We start from the raw sequence: 1,440 nt of genomic DNA on the forward strand, positions 1-1,440 counted from the left end.
CTCGATGTTCCTTATCCTGCTCGTCAGTAATGTAATCAACTAAGCGATGAAAGCTGCTTTTAGTGCTGCCTCTAGGCTTTACGTGCTTTGCAATCACGGATGCATTCTCGGCCTAATAACCTTTGACATGGTTAGCGCGAGTTCTGCTTGGTTTGCCTCTATACGTTGCAAAAGGTAAATCAACGTCGATTTTTTAAATCCAACAGTGCGTTTGTCATCAGTTAGCCATAATTTCAACAAGCCCCCCATACGCCCTAAATCGCCATTTATACGCGCCATATCTCGGACTTGTTCAGCATCAACGACTCCCGTAATTTCATACCCTTGTCCAACGGCAAGTAAAAAAGCAGAGGAACTCTTACCTGCTTGAGCTGCATTAGCCGCTATTCGTTCTTTCTCTTCTGGTAGGCAATAGACCTTAATTGGCGCCTGAGTCTTCCGCGTTATTTTCTTGTTTGAATCAGTTGAATTATCCATATGTTCCTTCCATTAAAACTGACGGTAGTCAGTTAGCCTCGCAGAGCAAGAGACGTTGAGCACGCAGTGCGAATAAGGACAAAAGTGAAGTAGAAACACCTAGCTTGCGACGGTGGGACCACTTCACATATCTTGCCTGCTAAAAGCAGTTGATCCATGTTAAGCGGTCCGTGATTTTAGTTCAACTTTACTTTATTTTTTATTGATTAAATTACTTCGCAGAGTGATTTAACTTGAGTTTTCGGTGATAATGGTTGGGATTTCGGTGATTTAAGTTAATCAAAAAGCAATGATCACAAAAGAGAATTACCGTTTAGAGTCACCGAAGATGGAAAATTTGACATGCAAAATTACAATGTGTACCAAGAACTAAAGGAAAATGAGCCGTTGCCAAGCAACTTACTCCCATTTTTCCTTTCTCAAAAAGAGCATATTCAGCAGTCTTTGGAAGAAGGGTATTCAAGAAAAAAAATATGGGAAAGACTAAAGAAAGATGGTGTTTTTTTAGGGAGTTATTTTACGTTTTGTAAATACGTCACAAACTACTTACCAAGCGTTTCACCTATCCAGGTTAAGCCCCAAACGCTGACTAAAACCCAGCCCTTAAAAACGACTAGGGAAAACAGCACAAAAAATAATAATGGCTTTAATTGGACGCCTAACTATAACCCTGAAGATTTGATTTAAAGTTCGCAAAGTCAAAGTTCGTTCAACTTCTCATGAGTGGTATAGACCCTATTTAGTGCGTCCAAGGTAGACTTGAAATTCTGTTGCTTCACATCGCATAGTTCGTAGGCCATGACAGCAGGATAACCTTTGACCAAGTGCAATTTTAAAGCATCAATTTTATTCACACTATTGATGCGAGTTAACGATAAAAGAAGGTCTATCTTTGCTTCTGACTCTTGCCCCTGAATTAATTTGCTCATTTTAAAACATTACTTAAGATATGTTAACTAATCA

2 protein-coding genes are annotated in these 1,440 nt (G+C 39.4%); one reads left to right on the plus strand and one right to left on the minus strand.

The genetic code is table 11. The annotated features are described in order from the left end of the window. Window positions 1–93 precede the first annotated feature (93 nt). Entirely contained in the window at window positions 94–477 is a 384-nt protein-coding gene (gene traJ / locus L2748_RS23885) for a conjugal transfer transcriptional regulator TraJ (RefSeq protein WP_220783606.1), read from the minus strand. 342 nt (window positions 478–819) lie between these two features. Between traJ and L2748_RS23890 the strand changes: the two genes are divergently transcribed. Next, the gene (locus L2748_RS23890; protein ID WP_220783607.1) at window positions 820–1,164 is read left to right on the plus strand and encodes a TraK family protein; all 345 of its coding nucleotides are present in this window, start codon (window positions 820–822) and stop codon (window positions 1,162–1,164) included. Window positions 1,165–1,440 lie beyond the last annotated feature (276 nt).

The organism is Shewanella sairae, from assembly GCF_023283535.1.
GTDB classification, from domain to species: domain Bacteria; phylum Pseudomonadota; class Gammaproteobacteria; order Enterobacterales; family Shewanellaceae; genus Shewanella; species Shewanella sairae.